Source organism: Kitasatospora sp. HUAS MG31 (assembly GCF_040571325.1).
GTDB lineage: Bacteria > Actinomycetota > Actinomycetes > Streptomycetales > Streptomycetaceae > Kitasatospora > Kitasatospora camelliae.
Window position 1 is genome coordinate 2,896,854 of record NZ_CP159872.1, and the last position, 22,012, is coordinate 2,918,865.

General features: G+C 73.4%; 20 protein-coding genes and 1 tRNA gene. 6 read left to right on the plus strand and 15 right to left on the minus strand.

Annotated elements, in window-relative coordinates; all coding sequences use genetic code 11:
* Positions 1–17: 17 nt before the first annotated feature.
* From ABWK59_RS12945 to ABWK59_RS12975, 7 genes are all read right to left on the minus strand, one after another.
* Positions 18–1,058 (minus strand): adenosine deaminase, encoded by a 1,041-nt coding sequence (locus tag ABWK59_RS12945; protein ID WP_354640658.1) that lies wholly within the window; start codon positions 1,056–1,058, stop codon positions 18–20.
* A gap of 70 nt (positions 1,059–1,128) precedes the next feature.
* The gene (locus ABWK59_RS12950; protein WP_354644933.1) at positions 1,129–2,409 is read right to left on the minus strand and encodes a DUF445 domain-containing protein; all 1,281 of its coding nucleotides are present in this window, start codon (positions 2,407–2,409) and stop codon (positions 1,129–1,131) included.
* Positions 2,410–2,541: 132 nt separating this feature from the next.
* On the minus strand, positions 2,542–3,834 hold the full coding sequence (locus ABWK59_RS12955; protein ID WP_354640660.1) for a nucleotide sugar dehydrogenase: 1,293 nt from the start codon (positions 3,832–3,834) through the stop codon (positions 2,542–2,544).
* Positions 3,831–4,553, minus strand: coding sequence for a hypothetical protein (locus ABWK59_RS12960; RefSeq protein WP_354640662.1), 723 nt, complete (start codon positions 4,551–4,553; stop codon positions 3,831–3,833). The genes ABWK59_RS12955 and ABWK59_RS12960 overlap by 4 nt, the downstream gene beginning before the upstream one ends.
* Positions 4,554–4,623: 70 nt before the next feature.
* The gene (locus tag ABWK59_RS12965) at positions 4,624–5,583 is read right to left on the minus strand and encodes an ABC transporter ATP-binding protein (RefSeq protein WP_354640664.1); all 960 of its coding nucleotides are present in this window, start codon (positions 5,581–5,583) and stop codon (positions 4,624–4,626) included.
* Between the two features lie 39 nt (positions 5,584–5,622).
* A complete protein-coding gene (locus ABWK59_RS12970) occupies positions 5,623–6,519 on the minus strand; it encodes an ABC transporter permease (RefSeq protein WP_354640665.1) in 897 nt (298 codons plus the stop codon).
* Positions 6,512–7,354 carry an ABC transporter permease gene (locus ABWK59_RS12975; RefSeq protein WP_354640666.1) on the minus strand — a complete coding sequence of 281 codons (843 nt, stop codon included), beginning with the start codon at positions 7,352–7,354 and terminating at the stop codon, positions 6,512–6,514. Before ABWK59_RS12975 ends, ABWK59_RS12970 begins: the two co-directional genes overlap by 8 nt.
* A gap of 289 nt (positions 7,355–7,643) precedes the next feature.
* Here ABWK59_RS12975 and ABWK59_RS12980 point away from each other — a divergent pair, with 289 nt between their 5' ends.
* Positions 7,644–9,878 carry a transglycosylase domain-containing protein gene (locus ABWK59_RS12980; RefSeq protein ID WP_354640667.1) on the plus strand — a complete coding sequence of 745 codons (2,235 nt, stop codon included), beginning with the start codon at positions 7,644–7,646 and terminating at the stop codon, positions 9,876–9,878.
* Positions 9,879–9,966: 88 nt separating this feature from the next.
* Here the strand turns inward: ABWK59_RS12980 and ABWK59_RS12985 are convergent, their stop codons facing one another.
* Both ABWK59_RS12985 and ABWK59_RS12990 read right to left on the minus strand, forming a co-directional pair.
* Entirely contained in the window at positions 9,967–10,269 is a 303-nt protein-coding gene (locus ABWK59_RS12985) for a GroES family chaperonin (RefSeq protein WP_354644934.1), read from the minus strand.
* A gap of 266 nt (positions 10,270–10,535) precedes the next feature.
* Positions 10,536–10,883, minus strand: a complete 348-nt coding sequence (locus ABWK59_RS12990) for a DUF3618 domain-containing protein (protein WP_354640669.1) — start codon at positions 10,881–10,883, stop codon at positions 10,536–10,538.
* A gap of 143 nt (positions 10,884–11,026) precedes the next feature.
* Here ABWK59_RS12990 and bcp point away from each other — a divergent pair, with 143 nt between their 5' ends.
* Positions 11,027–11,503 carry a thioredoxin-dependent thiol peroxidase gene (bcp, locus tag ABWK59_RS12995; protein WP_354640670.1) on the plus strand — a complete coding sequence of 159 codons (477 nt, stop codon included), beginning with the start codon at positions 11,027–11,029 and terminating at the stop codon, positions 11,501–11,503.
* 221 nt (positions 11,504–11,724) lie between these two features.
* Complete coding sequence (locus tag ABWK59_RS13000; RefSeq protein WP_354640672.1) at positions 11,725–12,414, plus strand: hypothetical protein; 690 nt, start codon at positions 11,725–11,727, stop codon at positions 12,412–12,414.
* 37 nt (positions 12,415–12,451) lie between these two features.
* On the opposite strand, the gene ABWK59_RS13005 is transcribed toward ABWK59_RS13000, so the two are convergent.
* Positions 12,452–13,207: a hypothetical protein gene (locus tag ABWK59_RS13005; protein ID WP_354640674.1), complete on the minus strand. Its 756-nt coding sequence runs from the start codon at positions 13,205–13,207 to the stop codon at positions 12,452–12,454.
* 351 nt (positions 13,208–13,558) lie between these two features.
* Positions 13,559–15,922 carry a chitinase C-terminal domain-containing protein gene (locus ABWK59_RS13010; RefSeq protein ID WP_354644935.1) on the minus strand — a complete coding sequence of 788 codons (2,364 nt, stop codon included), beginning with the start codon at positions 15,920–15,922 and terminating at the stop codon, positions 13,559–13,561.
* 413 nt (positions 15,923–16,335) lie between these two features.
* Between ABWK59_RS13010 and ABWK59_RS13015 the strand changes: the two genes are divergently transcribed.
* Positions 16,336–16,410 (plus strand) — tRNA-Leu (locus tag ABWK59_RS13015).
* A 74-nt stretch (positions 16,411–16,484) separates the two neighbouring features.
* On the opposite strand, the gene rdgB is transcribed toward ABWK59_RS13015, so the two are convergent.
* The 4 genes from rdgB to ABWK59_RS13035 all read right to left on the minus strand — a co-directional run bounded on the left by rdgB (position 16,485) and on the right by ABWK59_RS13035 (position 18,834).
* On the minus strand, positions 16,485–17,093 hold the full coding sequence (rdgB, locus tag ABWK59_RS13020) for an RdgB/HAM1 family non-canonical purine NTP pyrophosphatase (RefSeq protein ID WP_354640676.1): 609 nt from the start codon (positions 17,091–17,093) through the stop codon (positions 16,485–16,487).
* Positions 17,094–17,144: 51 nt separating this feature from the next.
* On the minus strand, positions 17,145–17,540 hold the full coding sequence (locus ABWK59_RS13025; protein ID WP_354640678.1) for a hypothetical protein: 396 nt from the start codon (positions 17,538–17,540) through the stop codon (positions 17,145–17,147).
* Positions 17,541–17,687: 147 nt separating this feature from the next.
* The gene (gene rph, locus ABWK59_RS13030; RefSeq protein WP_354640679.1) at positions 17,688–18,413 is read right to left on the minus strand and encodes a ribonuclease PH; all 726 of its coding nucleotides are present in this window, start codon (positions 18,411–18,413) and stop codon (positions 17,688–17,690) included.
* A gap of 187 nt (positions 18,414–18,600) precedes the next feature.
* Positions 18,601–18,834 (minus strand): PTS glucose/sucrose transporter subunit IIB, encoded by a 234-nt coding sequence (locus ABWK59_RS13035; RefSeq protein WP_354640680.1) that lies wholly within the window; start codon positions 18,832–18,834, stop codon positions 18,601–18,603.
* A 357-nt stretch (positions 18,835–19,191) separates the two neighbouring features.
* On the opposite strand from ABWK59_RS13035, the gene ABWK59_RS13040 reads away from it, so the two are divergent.
* Together ABWK59_RS13040 and ABWK59_RS13045 are read left to right on the plus strand one after the other, a co-directional pair.
* Positions 19,192–20,481: a PTS transporter subunit EIIC gene (locus ABWK59_RS13040; RefSeq protein ID WP_354640682.1), complete on the plus strand. Its 1,290-nt coding sequence runs from the start codon at positions 19,192–19,194 to the stop codon at positions 20,479–20,481.
* A 258-nt stretch (positions 20,482–20,739) separates the two neighbouring features.
* The gene (locus ABWK59_RS13045; RefSeq protein ID WP_354640684.1) at positions 20,740–22,008 is read left to right on the plus strand and encodes a PTS transporter subunit EIIC; all 1,269 of its coding nucleotides are present in this window, start codon (positions 20,740–20,742) and stop codon (positions 22,006–22,008) included.
* The last annotated feature ends 4 nt before the right edge of the window (positions 22,009–22,012 follow it).

The window sequence follows — 22,012 nt, forward strand, 5'->3', positions numbered from 1 at the left end:
GGTGCCCCGAGGGGCCGTCAGCCCTTGGGCCAGGCGGCCAGGTAGGCGTCGATCTCGGCGCCCAGGCGGTTCTTCCCGGCGGTGTCCAGGAAGGAGGCCTCGACGGCGTTCTTCGCCAGGGCGGCCACCCCGGCCTCGTCGAGGCCGAGCAGGCGGGCGGCGACGGCGTACTCGGTGTTGAGGTCGGTGCCGAACATCGGCGGGTCGTCGCTGTTGACGGTGACCAGCAGGCCGGCGTCGACCATCTGCTTGATCGGGTGGTCCTCGATCCGCTCCACCGCCCGGGTGGCGATGTTGGAGGTCGGGCAGACCTCCAGCGGGATGCGGTGCTCGCCGAGGTGGTCGACCAGGGCCTGGTCCCGGACCGCCTGGGTGCCGTGGCCGATCCGCTCGGCGCCGAGCACCCGCAGGGCGTCCCAGACGGTCTCCGGGCCGGTGGTCTCGCCGGCGTGCGGGACGCTGCGCAGGCCGACCGCGCGGGCCCGGTCGAAGTACGGCTTGAACTGCGGGCGCGGGACGCCGATCTCGGGCCCGCCGAGGCCGAAGCTGACCAGGCCCTCGGGGGCGAGGTCGACGGCGAGCCGGGCGGTCTCCTCGGCGGCGGCCAGCCCGGCCTCGCCGGGGATGTCGAAGCACCAGCGCAGCTGGACGCCCAGGTCCTTCTCGGCGGACTTCCGGGCGTCCTCGATGGCCTCCACGAAGGCGACGTCGGGGATGCCGCGGCTGACCGAGGAGTACGGGGTGATGGTGAGCTCGGCGTACCGGATGTTCTGCCGGGCCATGTCCTCGGCCACGCCGTAGGTGAGCGCCCGGACGTCCTCGGCGTCGCGGATCAGGTCCACGACGCTCAGGTAGACCTCGATGAAGTGGGCGAAGTCGGTGAACGTGAAGTACTCGGCGAGCGCCTCCGGGTCGGCGGGCACCCGGGTGTCGGCCTCGTGCCGGGCGGCGAGCTCGGCGACCACCCGGGGGGATGCCGACCCGACGTGGTGGACGTGCAGTTCCGCCTTGGGCATGCCGGCGATGAACGCCTCGATTCCCGTCCTGCCTTCAGCCACGGTTCCACTCCTTGGTTACTCGCGTAGACCCTGCATGGTAGCCCCGGCCCGGCGCCGGTCCGGCGGCCGTTCAGCCGCCCACGGCGACGGCCACGGTGTGGATCAGCAGGCCGGCCAGCGCGCCGACCACGGTGCCGTTGATCCGGATGAACTGGAGGTCGCGGCCGACGTTGGCCTCGATCTTGCGGGAGGCGTCGTCGGCGTCCCAGCCCGCCACGGTGTCCGAGATCAGCGCGGTGATCTCGGCCCGGTACGTCTCCACCACGTACTGCGCGGCGTCCTGCAGCCAGCCGTCGGCCTTGGCCTGCAGCCGCGGGTCGGTGGCCAGCCGGCGGCCGAGCGAGCGCAGCCCGGTGCGGATCCGGCGGCGCAGCTCGCTGTCCTCGTCCTCGGCGGCGGTGAGCACCAGGGTGCGGACGGCCGCCCAGGAGGAGGCGATCAGCTCCTGCACCTCGGGCCGGGCGAGCAGGTCGGCCTTGGCGTGCTCGACCTTGGCGATGGTCTCGGGGTCGTACTGGAGCTCGGCGGCGAAGTCGGCGAGGAAGTCGTCGACGGCGCCGCGGGCGGGGTGGTCGGGGTCGTCGCGGATGTCGGTGACGACCCGCATCAGCTCCCGGTAGACCTTCTCGCCGACCTGCTGGTCGAGGAAGCGCGGGGTCCAGCCGGGGGTTTTGGCGGTGACCTTGTCGACCACCTCGCCGTGGTGCTCGGCGAGCCAGGCGTGGACGCGGACGGCGATCAGGTCGACCACGCCGTGGTGGCCGCCCTCGGCGACCACCTTGCCGAGCAGCCGGCCGGCCGGTTCGGCCACCGAGGTGGCGGCCACCCGGCGGTTGACCGCCTCGCCGATCACCGCCTGGACGTCCTCGTCGCGCAGCACGGCCAGCACGCCGCGGAGCGCCGCGGCGGCCTCCCGGGTGACCCGCTCGGCGTTGCCGGGGGCGGCCAGCCACTCGCCGAACCGGCGGGCGATGCCGATCTTGGCGAGCCGGGCGCGGACCACCGGACCGGAGAGGAAGTTGTCGCCGACGAAGTCGCCGAGGGTGGAGCCGAAGGCGTCCTTCTTGGTGGGGATGATCGCGGTGTGCGGGATCGGCAGTCCGAACGGGCGCCGGAACAGGGCGGTGACGGCGAACCAGTCGGCCAGCGCACCGACCATGCCGGCCTCGGCGGCGGCCGCGACGTACCCGGCCCAGGCACCCGCCCCGGCCGAGTCCGCCCAGGTGGCCAGGGCGAACACCAGGGTCGCGAAGGCCAGCAGGCCGGTCGCGAGGGTCTTCATCCGGCGGACTCCGCGCCGCTTCAGCTCGTCCGCCGCGGTGAAGCTGACCCCCGGCGCCGTCTCGTCCACGCTCACTCCGACAGGCTCGCATATCCCGTCCCCGGACGGATCAAGGGCGCGGAATCCGCGGCGGCCTCCTCGGGCCGGCCCTACGCCCCGCCGCCTCGGACCGGCCCTACGCCCCGCTGCCTCGGACCGGCCCTACGCCCCGCCGCCGAGGACGATGCGGCGGACGCCCTCCCAGCGGGCGGGGTCGGTGATCCGGCGGCCGTCGAGCAGCACCCGGACGTCGGGGTGGTCGGCGGCGCCGAGGTCGCGGTACTCGGGGTGGTCGGCCTGGACGACCAGGGCCGCGGCGGGCTTGCCCTCGTCCGGGGGCAGGCCGAGGGCGGCCAGTTCCCCGGGCGTGTACCGGGGGTCCGAGACGGACACCTCGGCGCCGGCCGCGCGCAGGGCGGTGACCAGCGGGAACACCCCGGAGTTCCCGGTCTCCCGGACGCCGCCGCGGTAGGAGGCGCCGAGGATCCGGACGCCGACGCCGGTCAGCGGGCCGAGCGCGCCCTCCAGCAGGCCGACGGCGTAGCCGGGCAGGGCCTCGTTGGCCTCCCGGGCGGCCCGGACCACGGTGGCGTGCGGGTCGTTCCACAGGTAGAGCCGCGGGTGGACGGGGACGCGGTGGCCGCCGACGGCGATGCCGGGCCGGTGGAGGCGGGTGTGCGGACGGGAGTTGCAGGCCTCGATGACCTGGTCGAGGTCGACGCCGACCCGGTCGGCGAACCGGGCGAGCTGGTTGACCAGGGCGATGTTGACGTCCCGGTAGGCGCTCTCGGCGAGGCCGGCGAGCTCGGCGGTCTCGGCGCCGTCGAGTTCCCAGACGCCGTTGATCCGGGGCAGGTCGGGGCGGCTGTCGAAGTCGAGGACGGCGCGGTAGAACTCGGCGCCCTGCCGGGTGGAGTCCGGGTCGATGCCGCCGACCAGTTTGGGGTGGTGCCGCAGGTCGGCGAGGGCGCGGCCGGTCCTGGTCCGCTCGGGGCTGGCGACCAGCCAGAAGTCGCGGCCGGCGACCAGGCCGGAGCCGGCCTCCAGGCGGCGGGCGAACCGGCCGCGGAGGGTGCCCACCGGCAGGGTGCTCTCGTAGCTGACCAGGGCGCCGGGCCGCAGGCCGGCGGCGACGGCGTCGGTGGCGGCGTCCAGGGCCTGGAAGTCCGGTTCGCCGTCCGGGCCGATGTCCAGCGGGAGGGCGAGGACCACCGCGTCGGCGCCGGCGGCGGCCGCGGTGGTGTCGGTGCTGGCGCGCAGCCGGCCGTCGGCGACGGCCTCGGCGAGCAGCTCGTCCAGTTCGGCATCGGCGGCGTGCGGGCCCCGTCCGGCGGCGGCTCCGGCGACCGTCTCGGGGTCGGTGTCGGTGCCGGTGACCAGGTGGCCCTTGGCGGCGAACTGGACGGCCAGCGGCAGGCCGATCCGGCCGAGGCCGACCACGCAGATGTCCCTCACGCCGGGCTCCCCGCGGTGCGGACCGGGGTGTGCCGGGCCCGGGCGCGGTGCCCGCCGGGGCGGGCCGGCCGGGGCACCAGGCGGCGCCAGGGGGCCGGGGGTGCGCTCTGGCCGGGGAGCTGGAAGAGGGCGTCCGGCAGGGCGAGCCGGCGGTCCCGGTAGGCGGGGTAGACGGCGTAGGCGCGGTCGCCGCGGCGGACGGCGGGCGGCGGGCCGTGCACGGCCTCGTACGCGATCAGGGCGCGCAGGGCGTCGAGTTCGCCGCGGCGGGCGAGGGCGAGGCGGAGCCGGTCGGGGACGGGCAGGGCGGCGAAGACCGCGGGCGGGCAGTGCCGGTCGACCAGGTCGCCGATCTCGCGGCAGATCCGGTGCGCCGGGGCCGGCCGGTGGGCGAGGAAGCCCACCTGGAGCAGCCCGGGGACCTCCCAGCCGAAGTGCCGGGCGCGCAGCGCGTCCCGCTCGGGCCCCAGGGCGTCGGAGCCGGGCAGGCGGTCGGTGCCGAGGTAGAGCAGGTAGCGGCCGCGGGCGAGGCCGGTGGCGGTGTTGGCCGCGGCGGCCCGCTCGGACCGCCCGTCGGTGACCGCGACGACCTCCGTCCGGCCCCGGCCGGTGCGCTGGCCGGCGAGTGCGGCCAGGCATGCGGCCGAAGGGTCGGCCGGGCCGGCCGGGGCGTCGTGGACGGTGGGCACGACGGTGACGTCGGGCGGCGGGAGGTTCACGGGAGGTCAACTCCGTACGACCACCGCCGGTTACTCCGTTGGCCCGTCCGGGCGACGCCCCGGGACCGGGTCAGCCGATCGGAACCTTGGCGTACATCCGGGCGATGACGTCCTCGATGGCGGGTTCGCGGACCGAGAGGTCGGCCAGCGGGTAGCGGGCGGCGACGGCGGCCACGATCGGGGCGGCGCTGTCCTGGGCGGGGAAGGCGAGCCACTGGCGAGGGCCGTCGACCCGGACCACGCGGGCGCCGGGGACCTCGATGGCGGGCCGGGCCTCGGCGAGGTCGACCACCAGGGTCCGCTCGCTCTCGCCGGCGGCGTGCAGCCCGTCCAGGTCGCCGTCGTGGACCACCCGGCCGTGGTCGATCACCATCACCCGGCGGCAGAGCTGCTCGATGTCGACCAGGTCGTGGGTGGTGAGCAGGATGGTGGTGCCCTGGCGGGTGTTGACCTCGCGGAGGAACTCCCGGACCCGGGCCTTGCTGACCACGTCCAGGCCGATGGTGGGCTCGTCCAGGTAGAGCACCTGCGGGTCGTGGAGGAGGGCGGCGGCGAGGTCGCCGCGCATCCGCTGGCCGAGCGAGAGCTGGCGGACCGGGGTGTCCAGCAGGGCGCCGAGGTCGAGGAGTTCGACGCAGCGGTCGAGGTTGGCCCGGTAGCGGGCGGCGGGGATGCGGTAGATCCGGCGGGCGAGTTCGTAGGAGTCGCGCAGCGGCAGGTCCCACCAGAGGGTGGTGCGCTGGCCGAAGACCACGCCGATCCGCTGGGCGAGCCGGGTGCGGTCGCGGGCCGGGTCGACGCCGGCCACCTTGAGCCGGCCGGAGGAGGGGACGAGGATGCCGGTGAGCATCTTGACGGTGGTGGACTTGCCGGCGCCGTTCGGGCCGATGTAGCCGACGCACTCGCCGGCCTCCACGCTGAAGGTGAGGCCGTCGACGGCGCGGATCTCGCGCTTCTCGCGCCTCAGCCGGCCGGTCTTGGCGCGGACGGTGAAGCTGCGGCGGACGTCGTGCAGGTCGATCAGCGGCACGGTGGGTCTCCCTCGGGGTCGGGGCCGGTGGGCCCGGGTTCAGTTGCCGGTGCTGCGGTAGGCGCGCAGGCCGGCCCGCCAGGCGAGGGCGGCGGCCAGGGCGCAGAGCAGCGCGGCGGCGGGCGAGGCGTACTGGAAGGCGGTGGGCAGCCCGAGCGGGTCGGGCCGGTCGAGGATGCGCAGGGCGGGCAGCCAGTTGACGAAGGCCAGCGGGATGCCGAAGACCACCCCGGCGACGAGTTCCCTGGCGAAGATGGTCGGCGGGTAGTGCAGCAGGGTGGCGCCGCCGTAGGTGAGGGAGTTCTGCAGTTCCTTGGCCTCGCCCCACCAGAACTGCAGGGTGGCGCCGCCGATGTAGACCGCGCCGAAGATGACGGTGCCGCACAGCAGCAGGGTCGGGACGAGCAGGATCCGGTCGGCCGTCCAGTGCACCGGCAGGGCGGTGAGCGACCAGACCAGGACGGCGGTGGCCTGGAGCGGCCGGCCGAGCCGGCGCAGGTTGAAGCGCTCGGCGCAGAGCTGGGCCAGCGCCGGGGCGGGCCGGATCAGCATGGTGTCCAGGGTGCCGGTGCGGATCCGCTCGCCCAGCGCGTCCACGCTGCCGACCAGCAGGTTGGCGACGCCGAGGGCGAAGCCCGAGGTGCCGTACAGGAAGGCGAGTTCGGGCAGGGACCAGCCGCCGAGGCGGTCGGTGTGGCGGAACATCAGGACCAGGACGACGAAGTCCAGTGAGGTGACGGCGATGCCGGCGCCGAGCATCAGCGCGAAGGAGGCGCGGTAGGCCATCACCGAGCGGGTCCACATGCCGGCGATCAGCCACCAGGTCCACAGCGCCCGGCGGGTCCGGACGAGCACGGGCTCGCGGTCGCCCAGGTCGAGGGGGAGGCGGGGGCCGGGCGGGTCGGCGGGGGCCCTGAGGTCGCGGAGGTCAGCCACCCTGCACCACCACCTTGCGGGTGGCGAGCAGCTGGAGGGCCCGGCCGGCGGCCAGCAGGGCCGCGGCCCAGGCGAGTTGGAAGGCGAGGCCGGTGAGCAGCGCGCCGCCGGTGCGGCGTTCCAGCAGGACGTCGGTGGGGATCTGGACCAGCGCGGACCAGGGCAGGACGTGGGCGGCCGTGCCGAGCGCCCCGGGGAAGAGCGAGATCGGCAGCAGCATGCCGGAGAAGAACATCGCGACGACCAGCATCACCGCCCGTACCCCCTCGGAGTCGTGCAGCCAGAAGCCGGTGAGCGAGACCAGGAAGCGCAGCCCGAAGCTGACCACCACGGCGAGCAGGACGGAGAGCAGGAACACCGCCCAGACCGCCGGGGAGGCGGGCAGTCGGGTGTGGAAGAGCAGCGCGCCGACCAGGGTGGGCGGGACGCCGCGGGCGAGCAGGTGGAAGGCGGCCCGGCCGAGGTCGGAGGCCAGCCACCAGCCCTGGAAGTCCACCGGCCGGTAGAGGTCGATGGCGATGTCGCCGCTGCGGAACCGCTCCTGGACGTCGTCCTGGAAGCCGCCGCCCCAGACCGCGACGGTGACCAGCAGGGCCTGGCTGACCCAGATGTAGGTGACGGCCTGGGTGGTGTCGTACCCGCCGAGGCCGGGCCTGGCCCGCCAGAGAGCGAGGAAGGTGGAGGCGAGGATGCAGCCGAAGACGGTGTTGGTGAAGGCGCCGGCGAGGGTGGCGGCGCGGTACGTGGAGTAGCGGCGGAAGGCGCCGCGAGCGACCGCGAGGTAGAGGCCGAGGGCACCTCCCTCCACCGCTCTGAGCTGGACGGATGTGGCCATATTGTCTCCTTGTCGACTTATCGCGGAGCGTGCCGGGGCAGGTGGGCCGACCATGCCCGGGCAGCGCGCGGGCGCGTGCGGGCAGACCCGACCGGCCCCGACCGGCGGACCCCCGGGGGTGCGGGGCTGCGGGCGGAGCTGGAACGCGTCACTGCGGCACTATGCGGTTGTCACCCTTCACCGTAGCGCCGGCGGACGGCCGCCGCAGCCGGTTTACCGGCCGCCCGACCCGCGCCCCGCCATCGCCGGAAAACCGACTGAATATCCGTCAAAGGACCATAATCGGCGCATGAGTCAGCAGAACGGCGCCGCCGCCCGACGGGCCCGCCGCCGCGCCCTCCCCCGCTGGCGCCGGGCCATCCCGACCTGGCGGATGGCCGTCGGCGCCCTGCTCGCCGCCCTGCTGCTGGGCCTGGCCGCCTTCGTCGCGCTGTACCTGGCCGTCCCGGTACCCGACGCCAACGCCCACGCGGTCGCCCAGAGCAACGTCTACTACTACGCGGACGGCGTCACCGAACTCGCCCGGACCGGCACCGTCAACCGCGAGGACATCACGATGGAGCGGATTCCGCCCGCCCTCCGGCACGCCGTGGTCTCCGCCGAGGACCGCACCTTCTACCGCAACCGCGGGGTGGACCTGCGCGGCATGCTCCGCGCCGCCTGGAACAGCGCCACCGGCCGCGGCGTCCAGGGCGGCTCCACGATCACCCAGCAGTACGTCAAGAACCACTACCTGACGCAGGACCAGACCTTCGCCCGCAAGGGCCGCGAGCTGTTCATCGCCCTCAAGGTGGACCAGCAGCGCTCCAAGGACGACATCCTCACCGGCTACCTCAACACCAGCTACTTCGGCCGCAACGCGTACGGCGTGCAGACCGCCGCCCGCGCCTACTACGGCGTCGACGCCGCCCGGCTGGACACCGCGCAGAGCGCCTACCTCGCCGCCCTGCTGCAGGCCCCCAGCGCCTTCGACGTCCGCAACACCACCCCGGCCAACCGCGACAAGGCCGTCGCCCGCTGGAACTACGTCCTGGACGGCATGGTCACCCTCGGCTTCCTCGACCAGCCCACCCGGGACGGCCTCACCTTCCCCGAGCCTCTCGACCCGCAGCCCGCCAAGGGCCTCAGCGGCCAGGCCGGGTACCTGGTCGACATCGCCGACGACTACCTCGCCCGCACCGGTGTCCTGGACGACGCCACCCTCAAGGCCGGCGGCTGGAAGATCACCACCACCTTCGACCGGGCCCGCCAGGACGCCTTCACCCGCGCCGTCCAGCAGGAGCTCACCGACCGGCTCGACCCCGCCGCCCGGCCGGCGACCGACACCGACGTCCGGGTCGCCGGCGCCTCCGTCGAACCCGCCACCGGCCGGATCGTCGCCGCGTACGGCGGCCCGGACTACGCCCGCCAGCCGTTCAACGACGCCCTCCGCCAGGACAACCAGATCGGCTCCACCTTCAAGCCCGTCGACCTGGCCGCCGCGCTCGCCACCGGACGCACCACCCAGGACGGCCGCCGCATCACCACCCAGACCCCGTACGACGGCACCAGCGGCCGGCCCGTGGAGGGCGGCCCCGGCCGGTACGCCCCGCCGAACGAGGACGACGCCGACTACGGCACGATCAGCCTCCGCCAGGCCATGGTGAAGTCCGTCAACTCGGTCTACGCCCAACTCGGCGTGGACGCCGGCCTCAGCACCGTCCGGGACACCGCCGTCCGGCTGGGCATCCCCCGCACCGTCCAGGGCCTGGACCCGGCCCACACCTCGATGACCCTCGGCACCGCCACCCCCAGCGCCGTCGACCTCGCCGCCGTCTACGCCGCCCTGGCCAACCACGGCCGGGCGATCGGGCCCTGGGCCGTCCTCAAGCTGGAGAAGCCCGGCGCCAAGTCCGTCCCCACACTGCCGTCGCACCCCGCCGCCACCGCGGTGGACCGCGGCACCGCCGACGCCGTCACCGACGTGCTGCGCGACGTGGTCGGCCCGCGCGGCACCGGTGCCGCGGCCGGCTCGCTGGGCCGCCCCGCCGCCGGAAAGACCGGCACCACCGACAGCAACCTGTCCGCCTGGTTCGCCGGGTACACCCCCGAACTCGCCGCCGCCGTCGGCATGTTCCGCGAACACCCGCGGACCCACGCCAAGCTCTCACTGGCCGGGACCGCCGGGTACACCCGGATCAACGGCGGCGCCTTCCCCACCCGGATCTGGACCGCCTACATGGCCGGGGCGCTGCGCGGCACCCCCGTCCGCCGGTTCGAGCTGGAACCCGCCCGCGGCAACAGCCAGCCGCCCGAGCCGCCCATCGCGGCCCCCTCCTCGGCGGCCCCGAGCACCCCGGTCTCCCCCGCCCCCGCGACCACGGCGCCGACGGCCCCGGCCCCGGCCCCGACCCACTCGTCCTCCGCCGCCGCGAACACCCCGACCGGCGCGGCCACCGCCCCGCCGAGCCCCGCCCCGGCCGCCGCGGCGCCCTCCCCCGCCGCCCTGGCCCCGAGCCCCCCGGACCCGGAGCCGAGCCCGTAGGGCGGGTTCTCCTCCGGGCGGGCCGCCCCTGAGGAACCCGGGTGCCCGGAGCCGGCCGCCAGGCCCAGGGCGTGTCCTATGGCACGCCCTAGAGGTACAGCCCCGTCGAGCCCTCCGTGTCGCCGAAGCGGCCCGCCGCCACCGCGTGCAGGTCGCGCTCCCGCAACAGCACGTACGTCGCGCCCCGCACCTCGACCTCCAGCTTGTCCTCCGGGTCGTACAGCACGCGGTCGCCCGGCTCCACCGACCGCACGCTCTGCCCCACGGCCACCGCCTCGGCCCAGGCGCACCGCCGGGACAGCTCGGCCGTCGCGGGGATCAGGATGCCGCCGGTGGACCGGCGCTCGCCCTCGCTGGACTCGGTCTTCACCAGCACCCGGTCGTGCAGCATCCGGATCGGCAGCTTCTCCCCCAGCCGGTCGTGCCGGGTCTCCTCGCGCTGCGCGGTCTGCTCGTCGTTCTTGCTCACGTCCCCGACCGTACCGGGCCCCCGGTCCGGACGTGCGATCGGCCCGGCCGGTGAACCGGGTGTCCACGCTGTGGGCACCCGTCCGACCGCCCGGCCACCCGTCCGGCTGCGGACACGGCGGAGGGGCCGGACGCCGCCGGCCCCTCCGTACGCTCCCGACACCCCCGGGCGCGACGCGCGCGCCCCGGTCAGCCCTTGCGGCGCTTGCGGGCCGAGGCCACCAGCAGCAGCACGCCCACGCCCACCAGGGCGGCCGGCACGATCCGCTCAGGCCGCGGCCGGCCCTTGTCGTCGGTGAACTGCGCCGTCACCTGGTCCACGACACCGCTCGCCGCGACGTACGCGCGCCCGGCCCTCTCCTCGACCGTGGCGAGCATCCGCGCCTTGGTCTGCGCCGCCACCGTCGCCGGGTGAACGCGCATGGCGAGCTCGTCCAGGGTCGTCGCGAGCCGGTCGCGGGTCTTGGCGATGTCCGCCTCGATCTGCGCCGTGGACCGCGTCTTGTCCTTCGCGCTCGCGTCTGCCACTCGGGTCACCCCACTCTTCCTGCCGTAGTCCTGTCCGTGCGATCAGGCCCAGTCTGTCAGCTCGCCCTGTGCCCCGCGCAGCACCACCCACCGACGGGGGTAGGTTTGACGGTGGTACGACCACCGAGTCCACCCACGAGGAGATCCACATCGTGAGCGAGCGCCTCCAGGCCGGCGACACGGCCCCGGCCTTCACCCTCTCCGACGCCGACGGCAACCAGGTGTCCCTCGCCGACCACCTCGGCCGCAAGGTGATCGTCTACTTCTACCCGGCCGCCCTCACCCCGGGCTGCACCACCCAGGCCTGCGACTTCACCGACAACCTGGAGGTCTTCGCCGGCGCCGGGTACGACGTCATCGGCATCTCCCCGGACAAGCCGGAGAAGCTCGGCAAGTTCCGCGAGACCGAGGACCTCAAGGTCACCCTGCTCTCCGACCCGGACCACGCCGTCCTCGAGGCGTACGGCGCCTACGGCGAGAAGCAGAACTACGGCCGCACCTACGTCGGCGTGATCCGCTCCACGGTGATCGTCGACGAGCAGGGCACGGTCGAGCGGGCCCTGTACAACGTCAAGGCCACCGGCCACGTGGCGAAGCTGCTGCGCGACCTGAAGATCGCCGCCGGCTGACCCGGCCGCACCCGCACCGCACGGCGGGCTCCCGGACACCTCCGGGGGCCCGCCGCGTCGTCGCGCCCGCCGCCCGCCCGTGTCACGGTCCGTCCCATCCTGTCACCGTCCTGTCCCGGTGGTGTCCGGGTACGGGAAACGGCCCGCCCGCCGGTGCCGGCGGCCGCTAGCGTGCTGCCGCCGGGCGAGCCGCCCGGGCCCCTCCCACCCCAGGAGTCCCCGTGCCGAGCCCGCGCTCCCGCGGCCCCCGCCTGGCCCTCGCCGGCGCCGCCGTCCTCACCGTGCTGACCCTGACCGCCTGCGAGCCCGAGGACGGTTCCACCGACCCGGCCTCCGGCGCACCGACCGCCGCCGCCCCCGCCTCCGCCTCCGCGACCGCCGCCCCCGCGCCCACCACGGCCCCCGCCAAGAGCCCGGCCGCGGCCACCGGCTCGCCGGCCGGCAAGCGCACCGTGGTCGAGGCGCAGCGGGCCGGCTCGCTGCAGCGGTACACCGGCGCGGGCGCGGTCTCGGACGTTCCCGTGGACCCGGGCGAGATGCGCGACGGCATGCACCTGGTGGTGGCCGAGTACGCGAAGTCCGGCCAGGCCACCGGGCGCCGCACCCTGGTCGTCGCCGTGGACAACGTCCCCGAGGACCCCAACAAGCGCCGCGAGCACCTGTGGCGCGGGCTGATCGACTACGCCCTGCAGCACGGCTCCACCGGCACCCCGACCACCGCCACCCCGTACGCCCCCGGGCCGCTCGGCGGCTCCCTGGAGTGCCTCTCGCTCCCGGCCTCCGCCTCCGCCACGGACGTCCTGTGCGGCTGGGCCGACGCCTCCACCGCCGCCGTCGCCCTCTTCCCCGCCACCACCCCGGACGCCGCCGCCCGCGACTTCGCCGCCATGCGCGCCGACCTGGAGCACTGAGCCACGCCCCGGCGGATCCCGGGGGTGCCGGATCGCGTCAACTCGGTTCGGACTCCAGGGCGGTGAGGATCAGGGCGGTGAGGTGGAGGACGGCGTCCCACTCCTCCTGGCCGAGGTCGGGGAGGTCGTCCAGGACCTCGTCCGGGAGGGGGGTGCCGACCGCGGCGGCCAGCAGGTCGCCGAGGTGGACGCCGGAGGGGTGGAGGGTGAGGCGGAGGCCGCCGCGGCCGTCGCGGGCGGCGGTGAGGTGTGCGGTGGCGGCCAGGTTGTCGGGGGTCTCGGAGCCGAAGGCCAGCAGGCCGGCGACCACCTCGGCGGCGAGGGCGTCCGCTCCACGCTCCGGGTGTTCGCCGAACGCGGCCAGGGCGGACCGGAGTTGGTCCCGTCCGGGATCGGGCACCGGCTCGCCGTCCCGGAGCAGCCGGGACTCCAGCGCGGAGAGCACCAGCTTGGCGACCAGCAGCCCGCTCTCCCACTCCTCCTGGCCGAGCCCCGCCCAGCGCGCCCGGACCGCCGGCGGGAGCTCGCAGCCCCCGGCGAGCCACAGCACGGTGGCCAGTCCGGCCTGGTAGTCCCGCAGACCCAGCACCAGCCGGGTCCCGCCCTGTTCCCTCTCCGCCGCGACCAGCAGGTGCTCGGCGGCGGCGAGGACGTCCGGTGTGCGCCCGGCGAAGGCCGGCAGGGCCTCCACCAGCCGGGCGGTCAGCCACCGGGGCTCGCCGCCCGGCCGGTCCCCGACGGCCAGCAGGGCGTCCCGGAACGCTCTCCGCGCCGCCCTCTGCTCCCCCGCCATCCGTGCCCTCCTCGCGCCGCCCGCCGCTCCCTCAGCCGAGGACGCCCGCGCGAGGCCGCCGGGTTGCGGGCACCTCGCCCGCGTCCTGCCTCGGGCGCCGTCCAGCCGACCGGACGTCAGAACTCCCCCGACCGCCAGGCAGGACACGGGGCCAGATCGGCCACATCAGAGCCCACCGCCGCCAGGGCCGCCGCGAAGTCGGTCGCCAGACCCGTACAGAGGTCGGTGAACTGCTGGTACGGGAGGACCTCGGTGGACGGAGACGGAACCCAGTCTGAGACTTCGACGAACGCAGCGGTGGCGGCCGACCCCCCGACCGGGTCGACCGCCACCGCCGTCCGTCACCTCGGGTCAGCAGGGACCGAGGTCGTTCCAGACACCCCACGTACCGGTGGTCGAGGGGTCCTCGCCCTTGGTCCACCACTTGTTGGTGTAGTGGCGGCCCTTCCACGACACCTTGGTGCCGGCGGTGGCGTAGGTGGTGTCGGCGTTCCACGCGGGCGCGGTGCAGGTGCCGCCCGGGGTGGTCGGCGAGCTGCTGGCGGACGCGGTCGGCGAGGCGGAAGCGGTCGGCGAGGCCGACTGCGAGGGGCTGGCCGAGGCGCTCGGGCTCGCCGACTGCGACGGGCTCGGCGAGGAGGTGGCGCCGGAGCTGCCGCGGGTCAGGTCACCGGTGAGGCCGTACAGCGTGCCGCCCACGTTGACGGTCCAGTTGGCGGGGGTGGAGACCGGCAGGTAGTAGACGAAGTCCATGTCGATCGACGCGCCCGGCACCAGCGACTGCCAGCTCGGCAGCTTCACCGACACGCGGTTGTACACGCCCTTCAGGCCGCCCACGTTGTTCGCCGCCGTGTGGTCCTGCCGGATCACCGTCAGACCGAAGCCGGACTGGTCCTTGGCGTTGCCCGGCGCCGAGTTGGCGTAGTCGAACTGGAACTCCGTGCCGCCCGGCAGGGTCACCGTCGAGTTGTTGACGATGTGGATCTTCGGGTTGATCGGGTAGTTGGAGTCGCCCAGCGCGAAGTTGGTGAACGACACGTCGATCGGCAGGGTCTGCTGCGGCAGCGCCACGGTCGAGCGGGTCGCGCCGTACGCCGAGGCCGCCTTGAATCTGTCGTACATCAGCGAGGTCAGCGTCGAGCCCTGCACGTACTCGCCCTTGCCGCCGTTCGCGGTGGCGTCCCAACGGTAGTCGCCGGCCAGCTCCCAGATCATCGCGCCGCCGGCGCCCTGGTTCACCACGTAGTCGGCCTTGGCGCCCACCGACTCCTCGTCCTCGGTGGACAGGAACACCTTCTTGGCGTCGTTCCACAGCCACGGCGCCACCAGCTGGGAGCTGTAGTTGCGGGTGTAGCTGCCCTGCAGCGCGGTGTCGGTCAGGCCGTACCTAAAGAGGTAGTCCGGGACGATGCCCTTCTCCAGGTTCTTGGCGTGCCACATCGGGTTGGAGCCCGCCGGGGCCTCCTTGCCGTTGTCGTCCAGGTCGTGCCAGAGGTTGTCGATGCCGACCGCGCCGTCACCGCAGGCCGTCAGGCCGGAGCCGGCCGGACAGGTCGACGTCGAGGCGGTACCCCACAGGCCGTTGGTGCCGCCGGTGACGTTCTTGAACCCGCGGGTGTAGTACGGCAGCCCGATGTTGATCCGTCCGGCCGGCATCGCGCCGCGGAAGTAGTGGTAGGCCCAGTCGGTGTTGAGGTAGCCGATGCCGCCGTACTGCGAGGTGCCGTAGACGTTGGCGGCGGCCAGCTCGGCGTCCTTGCCGTCGTCGTAGAGCGAGGCGTTCGGGCCGACGTACTTGTTCCAGGCGCCATGCAGGTCGTACGACATGATGTTGACGTAGTCCAGGTACCGGGTGACCTGGAAGGTCTCCATGCCGCGCAGCAGGTAGCCGGAGGACGGCGCCGCGACCGACAGCAGGTAGTGCCTGCCGTCGGCGGCGCCGGCCCGGTCGAGCTTCTCGCGGAGCGTCTTCATCAGCGCCGCGTAGCCCTTGACCAGCGAACCGCGCTTGGCGTTGGAGATGGTGGCGTCCAGCGGGTTGCCGGCGTCCTTCATCGAGGTCGGGTACTCGTAGTCGATGTCGACGCCGTTGAAGCCGTACTTCTTGACGAAGTCGACGGCCGAGTCCGCGAAGGTGTCGATGCCCGTCTGGTTGACCGAACCGTCCGCGTTGACCGTCATGGTGTAGAAGCCGCCCGAGTTCACCCGGGTGCCGTTGTCGTCGAAGTAGCCGCCGGTCTCGGCCCAACCACCCACCGAGATCAGGGTCTTGACGTTCGGGTACTGCTTCTTGAACTTCGTCAGCAGGTTGAAGTGGCCCTTGTACGGCAGGCCCGGGTCCATCTCCGCACCGGCCACGCCCGGGAACTCCATGCCGGTGGCGGCGTTGTTCGGGCCGTCCGTGCCGACGGAGATCCTGTTGTCGCCACCGACGTGCCCGAACGCGTAGTTGAGGTGGGTGACCTTGTCCCAGGGGATGTTGTTCACCAGGTAGGCGGGGGTGCCGTCCTTGCCGGTACGCCAGCCGGTGAAGTAGCCGATGATGCGGCGCTGGTGGTCGGCGCCCATCTTCTCGCGGCCGGCGGTGTCGTACACGTCGCAGTAGGGGGCGTCGACGCCCGACGTGGTGTACATGCCGTCGGGACGGCAGGACTGGTGGTCGACGGCGGCCTGGGAGGGCACCGCGCCCAGGGTGGAGACCAGCAGGCCGGCCAGCGAGGCGGCGACCGCGGAGGCCGCGGCGACGCGTGCGCCGGAGGTCTTCCGACGGTGCGCGGTGGGACGCCGCACCGTCGTGGATCGGTTCAACACTCGGTCCTCCAGGAGAGAGTGTCGTGCGCACGCTGGGGGACGCGCGCCTGTGGGGGAGGTTTGCGAGCCCGGCGTCCGACGGCGCGTCAGAGCAGCCGCCGCACTGCTGGGTGCCGCCGAAGCTATGTGGTCTGAACCACAGAGGTCAATAGGTCTGTACCAATTGACCACCCTCCCGCCACCCGTGACCCTCGTCACACGGCCGCGTCCCACCTCCCCCGCACCACCGCGCGCCCGCCCGACCACTCGTCACGCCCCCGGGCGCCCTCGACCCGTTACCCGCCGGGAAGGACCAGACGGTAGGCTGGCTGTGGCATGCGCCCGTACCCCAGCTGGCTAGAGGGATGCGGTTTAGGTCCGCAGTGTCGTGGGTTCGAGTCCCACCGGGCGTACTGAGAACGACACCCCCTCCACCTTCGTTTCGAAGGCGGAGGGGGTGTCGTCGTGTGGTGCGTTCGACGCCGCGTCAGCCGAGCAGGTCGCGGACGATCGGGGCGAGGGCGCGGAAGGCCTGGCCGCGGTGGCTGATGGCGTTCTTCTCGTCCGGGGTGAGTTCGGCGCAGGTGCGGGTGGAGCCGAGGGGCTGGAGGATCGGGTCGTAGCCGAAGCCGCCCTGGCCGGCGGGGGCGGTGCGGAGGGTGCCGAGGAGGCGGCCCTCGACCACGCGCTCGGTGCCGTCCGGCAGGGCGAGGGCGGCGGCGCAGGCGAAGTGGGCGCCGCGGTGCTCCTCGGCGATGTCGGCGATCTGGGCGAGCAGCAGGTCCAGGTTGGCCTTGTCGTCGCCGTGCCGGCCGGCCCAGCGGGCGGAGAAGATGCCGGGGGCGCCGCCGAGGACGTCCACACACAGGCCGGAGTCGTCCGCGACCGCCGGAACGCCGGTGGCCGCGGCCAGGGCCCGCGCCTTGAGCAGGGCGTTCTCGGCGAAGGTGACCCCGGTCTCGGGGACGTCCGGCACGTCGGGGTAGGCGTCGGCGCCGACCAGGTCGACGTCGAGCCCGGCGTCGCCGAGGATGGCCCTCAGCTCGGTGACCTTGTGCTGGTTGCGGGTGGCGAGGACGAGGCGTCGGGTGCTCATGCGCCCACCCTAGGGGTTGCCGGACGGCACCCCTCGCCACCCGGCGGGGCCTCAGCCCGAGCAGGCCTGGGTGAGGTTGCTCGCGGCGTCACCGAGCGGCTTGAGGTCGGGGACCTGCTTGGCGTCCACCGCCTGCTGCACCTTGGTGACCTGGGTCTGCAGGTCGGTGATGGCCTTGCTGACGTCGGTGTCGCTGGAGTTGCGGTTCAGCTGGTCGAGGTCGGTCTTCAGCTTCTGCAGCGCCTGCCCGGCGGCCGCCGGGTCGTTGTCCGCGTTGTTGAAGGCGTTGCCGACCTGGGTGATGTCGGTGCTGATGGTGACGGCGGTGTTGGCGCAGCCGAGGGCGCGTTCGGCGGCGGAGCAGCTGATCGCGCTGAGCGGGAGGACGAGGGCCAGGGCGGCAGCGGCGAGCGCGGTGGTGCGGTTGATGCTGGGCGTCGGCTGCATCGGCGGTGTCCTCCCGAGGGTGTGAGGGCTGTCAGCCGAACGGTACGGGCTGCCCCGGCACCCTGTACAGCGTCTCCTGCTCCCGGCCGGTGCGGGGCTGACCCTCGGTCAGGACCGCACCGGCCGGGGACGGCGGTCGGACAAGCCCTAGCCTTCCAGGACCTTGCGCTGGATCTCGTCGAGCTCGGCGCAGCCGAGGGTGCCGAGGTCGAGCAGGCGGTCGAGCAGGGCGCGGTCGAAGGGGGCGCCCTCGGCGGTGCCCTGGACCTCGACGAAGCGGCCGTCGGAGGTGCAGACGATGTTCATGTCGGTCTCGGCGCGGACGTCCTCCTCGTAGCGGAGGTCGAGCATCGGGACGCCGTCGATGATGCCGACGGAGACGGCGCTGACGCCGCCGGTGATGGGCTGGCCCTTGGCGCGCAGCAGCTTCTTGTCGCGGGCCCAGGAGACGGCGTCGACCAGGGCGACGTAGGCGCCGGTGATGGCGGCGGTGCGGGTGCCGCCGTCGGCCTGGAGGACGTCGCAGTCCAGGACGATGGTGTTCTCGGCGAGGGCGCGGTGGTCGATGACGGCCCGCAGGGAGCGGCCGATCAGGCGGCTGATCTCGTGGGTGCGGCCGCCGATCTTGCCGCGGACGGACTCGCGGTCGCCGCGGGTGTTGGTGGCGCGGGGGAGCATGGAGTACTCGGCGGTGACCCAGCCCTCGCCGCTGCCCTTGCGCCAGCGGGGGACGCCCTCGGTGACGCTGGCGGTGCAGAGCACCTTGGTGTCGCCGTAGGAGACGAGGACGGAGCCTTCGGCGTGCTTGCTCCAGCCGCGTTCGATGGTGATCGGGCGGAGCTGGTCGGGGGTGCGGCCGTCGATGCGTGACATGCGGTCGAGCGTAGCCGTTCGACCGGAGCGCGACGGCCCGCCGATCGGCCGGAACGCGGCTGCGGTCCTCCAGCCTCCGGCCGACGCAGCCGGCTCCCGCGGGCGGCGATCGGCCGCAACGCCGCGGCCCGCCGACCTGGTGGGGTCGGCGGGCCGCGGCGGCTGAGCGTGTGAGCGGGGGCTCAGCTCACATCATGTCCTCGATCTCGGCGGCGATCGGGTCGGCGTCGGTGCCGATGACCACCTGGATCGCGGTGCCCATCTTGACGACGCCGTGGGCGCCGGCGGCCTTGAGCGCGACCTCGTCGACCAGGGAGGCGTCGTGGACCTCGGTGCGGAGGCGGGTGATGCAGCCCTCGACCTCGTCGATGTTCGCGATTCCGCCGAGACCGGCGACGATCTTCTCAGCCTTGGTGGCCATGGTCTTTCTCCCTCTGTCTCGGCGCTGCGGCGGTCGGTCGCCGGGCTGCCGTCCTGCGGTCTGCGTGGTCGCTGCCGACGGTGACACGGGCTCAGCCGCCATGTCGCCACAGCGCGACCAGCATCGCCCGTTTTCCACCGGTGCGCCACGTTAGTCCACATTCGGGCTATTTCGGCGCGCGGGTCCGTCCCGGCCGAAACCAGGATGGCGGTCACCGGGGTCGGGCCCCGGCGCGTGCTCGCATCGCCCGAACAGTGGTCTACACCAGTATGGGGCGTACGCGGGGCGGCTCGGGACACCCGCCTCGGCGTCACGCTCCCCCCGACCGGCAGGACGGCTCGGCAGTGGAGGGCGAGGATGAGCAGCGCGGGCGCCACGGCCCCCCGGACGAACCGGTGGCACGCCTTCTACGGCGGCCTGCAGAAGATGGGCCGCTCGCTCCAGCTCCCGGTGGCCGTGCTGCCGGCGGCGGGCATCCTCAACCGGCTCGGACAGCCCGACGTGTTCGGCAGGGACGGCCTGGGCTGGGACAACGTGGCCAAGGTGTTCGCCGCGGCCGGCGGCGCGCTGCTGGACGCCACCCTCGGCCTGCCGCTGCTGTTCTGCATCGGCGTCGCGATCGGCATGGCCAGGAAGGCGGACGGCTCCACCGCACTGGCCGCGGTGGCCGGGTTCCTCGTCTACCACAACATCCTGCGCGCCTTCCCGGACGTCGAGGCCTGCGCCGGAACGGTGGAGGGCGACCAGTGCATCGACTTCGTGAAGCAGCAGTCCACCAACGCGGCCTTCCAGAACCCGGGGGTGCTGGGCGGCATCCTGATGGGCCTGATCTCCGCCTGGCTGTGGGTCCGCTACCACCGCACCCGGCTGGTCGACTGGCTGGGCTTCTTCAACGGCCGCCGGCTGGTCCCGATGATCACCGCCGCGGCCGGGGTCGCGCTGGCCTGCCTCTCGCTCTGGGTGTGGCCGCCGATCGGCCGGGCGATGACCGACTTCGGCCAGTGGCTGACCGACCTCGGCTCGGGCGGCGCCGGGGTGTTCGGCGTCGCCAACCGGGCGCTGCTGCTGATCGGCATGCACCAGCTGCTGAACACCTTCGTCTGGTTCCAGTTCGGCGACTACACCAAGCCGGACGGCGAGGTGGTGCACGGCGACATCCCGCGCTTCCTGGCCGGTGACCCGGCGGCCGGGCAGTTCCTCTCCGGGTTCTTCCCGATCATGATGTTCGCCCTGCCGGCGGCCGCGCTGGCCATCGCGCACTGCGCCAAGCCGCACCGCCGCAAGGAGATCTACGGCCTGATGATCTCGGGGGCGCTGACCTCCTTCGTGACCGGGGTCACCGAGCCCATCGAGTACTCCTTCGCCTACGTCGCCCCCGCGCTGTTCGCCGTCCACGCCCTGCTGACCGGCGCCTCGATGGCGCTGACCTGGGGACTCGGGGTGCACGACGGATTCAGCTTCTCGGCCGGCCTGATCGACTACGGCCTCAACTGGAGCCTGGCCACCAAACCCTGGCTGATCATCCCGATCGGACTCGGCTTCGCGGCCGTCTACTACGCGTTGTTCCGGTTCATCATCACCCGATTCGACCTGAAAACCCCAGGTCGCGAGGATGAGGACCAGGTCGAGGACGTGACCAAGGCGTAGCGGCTCTCCGGACCGGCGGAATTCCCCTTCTTTTGTTGAGCGACTCGCCAAAAGAATGACTACCGCGGGTAATGAAGATCGCCAATCCGAAGGAAGGTTTCGATTTCATAGCGCTTCCCACCTGCGCAGCTTCCCGGGGTTCCACCCCCGTTCCACGCGTGCTAGAAAACTGGTCTACACCACTCGTGGTGTAGACCAGTCCGCGCGTCGGTCCCCAGCTCCACCCCACCGACCGCCCTGCCGTGAGGAACCACCCCCATGAGTACGACTGCGCAGGCATCGGCGCCCGCCGCGGCACCGGCCCCGAAGCCGGGCAAGACCCTGGCCTCCAGCCTGTTCCAGGGCCTCCAGAAGATCGGCCGCAGCCTCCAGCTCCCGATCGCCGTCCTGCCCGCCGCCGGCATCCTGCTGCGGCTCGGCCAGCCGGACGTGTTCGGCGCGGACGGCCTCGGCTGGGGCAAGGTGGCGACCGTGTTCGCCACCGCCGGCGACGCCGTCTTCGGCAACCTCCCGCTGCTGTTCGCGGTGGGCATCGCGATCGGCTTCGCGAAGAAGGCGGACGGCTCCACCGCGCTGGCCGCGCTGGTGGGCTTCCTGGTCTACAAGAACGTGCTGACCGCCTTCCCGGCCGACGGCACCGTCACCGCGCTCAACCCGGCGGGCAAGCCGCAGGACCCGGGCGTGCTCGGCGGTGTGGTGGTCGGCCTGCTGGCCGCCGTGCTGTGGCAGAAGTACCACCGCACCAAGCTGGTGGACTGGCTGGGCTTCTTCAACGGCCGCCGGCTGGTCCCGATCCTGATGGCCTTCGTGGGCACCGCCCTCGGCGTGGTCTTCGGCCTGCTGTGGCAGCCGGTGGGCGACCTCATCGGCTCGATGAACGACGCCCTGATCGGCGCGGGCGCGGTCGGCTCCGGCATCTTCGGCCTGGTGAACCGGGCGCTGCTGCCGATCGGCATGCACCAGTTCGTCAACTCCTACGCCTGGACCCAGGCCGGCAGCTTCACCGACGGCGCCGGCAAGGTCTGGCAGGGCGACCTCAACCGCTTCTTCCACGGCGACCCGACGGCCGGGCAGTTCATGTCCGGCTTCTTCCCGATCATGATGTTCGCGCTGCCCGCCGCGGCCCTGGCGATCGCGCACTGCGCCCGCCCGGAGCGCCGCAAGGTGGTCACCGGCATGATGCTCTCGCTGGCGCTGACCTCGTTCGTGACCGGTGTCACCGAGCCGATCGAGTTCTCCTTCATGTTCATCGCGCCGCTCCTGTACGTGGCCCACGCCGCGCTCACCGCCGTGTCGATGTTCGTGACCTGGGCGCTCGGGGTGCACGTCGGCTTCAACTTCTCCGGCGGCGCGATCGACTACGCGCTGAGCTGGCACCTGGCCCAGAAGCCCTGGCTGGTGGTGCCGCTCGGCCTGGTCTTCGCGGCGATCTACTACGCGGTGTTCCGCTTCGTCATCATCCGGTTCGACCTGCCCACCCCGGGCCGGGAGAAGGACGAGGAGATCGAGGACGTCACCAAGGCCTGACCGG

Excerpts from the sequence above, each read along its gene's own strand:
- rdgB (WP_354640676.1), bottom strand. The coding sequence starts at position 17,093 with ATGAGCACCCGACGCCTCGTCCTCGCCACCCGCAACCAGCACAAGGTC.
- ABWK59_RS12985 (WP_354644934.1), bottom strand. The coding sequence starts at position 10,269 with ATGCTGCACGACCGGGTGCTGGTGAAGACCGAGTCCAGCGAGGGCGAG.
- ABWK59_RS12975 (WP_354640666.1), bottom strand. The coding sequence starts at position 7,354 with ATGGCCACATCCGTCCAGCTCAGAGCGGTGGAGGGAGGTGCCCTCGGC.
- ABWK59_RS13005 (WP_354640674.1), bottom strand. The coding sequence starts at position 13,207 with ATGGCGGGGGAGCAGAGGGCGGCGCGGAGAGCGTTCCGGGACGCCCTG.
- ABWK59_RS13040 (WP_354640682.1), top strand. The coding sequence starts at position 19,192 with ATGAGCAGCGCGGGCGCCACGGCCCCCCGGACGAACCGGTGGCACGCC.
- ABWK59_RS13025 (WP_354640678.1), bottom strand. The coding sequence starts at position 17,540 with ATGCAGCCGACGCCCAGCATCAACCGCACCACCGCGCTCGCCGCTGCC.
- ABWK59_RS12980 (WP_354640667.1), top strand. The coding sequence starts at position 7,644 with ATGAGTCAGCAGAACGGCGCCGCCGCCCGACGGGCCCGCCGCCGCGCC.
- rph (WP_354640679.1), bottom strand. The coding sequence starts at position 18,413 with ATGTCACGCATCGACGGCCGCACCCCCGACCAGCTCCGCCCGATCACC.
- ABWK59_RS13045 (WP_354640684.1), top strand. The coding sequence starts at position 20,740 with ATGAGTACGACTGCGCAGGCATCGGCGCCCGCCGCGGCACCGGCCCCG.
- ABWK59_RS13035 (WP_354640680.1), bottom strand. The coding sequence starts at position 18,834 with ATGGCCACCAAGGCTGAGAAGATCGTCGCCGGTCTCGGCGGAATCGCG.